Below are 217 nucleotides of genomic sequence, written 5' to 3' on the forward strand. Positions count from 1 at the left end.
CCGGTTTCCATGAGATCCGTAAACTGCTTGCTGTCAGAGGCTTGGCCGCCGGTCAGTTCGAACCCAAGCGGCAGGCCGTTTCGATCCGTTTTCAGATGGATTTTAGTGCCGAACCCGCCGCGCGAACGCCCGAGCGCTTGACCTTCCTGCCCCCTTTGGCGCCTGCCGCTGAAACATGGGCGCGAATGACGGTGCTATCGAACATGGCGATCAGGTG

Annotated in this window: 1 pseudogene; it reads right to left on the reverse strand. The window is 60.4% G+C overall.

The features are described from left to right. A pseudogene (locus tag Q0835_RS30290) lies at positions 1-217 on the reverse strand (transposase); the annotation flags it as partial.

The sequence above is a fragment of the uncultured Roseibium sp. genome, assembly GCF_947499295.1.
In the GTDB taxonomy this organism is placed as follows: domain Bacteria; phylum Pseudomonadota; class Alphaproteobacteria; order Rhizobiales; family Stappiaceae; genus Roseibium.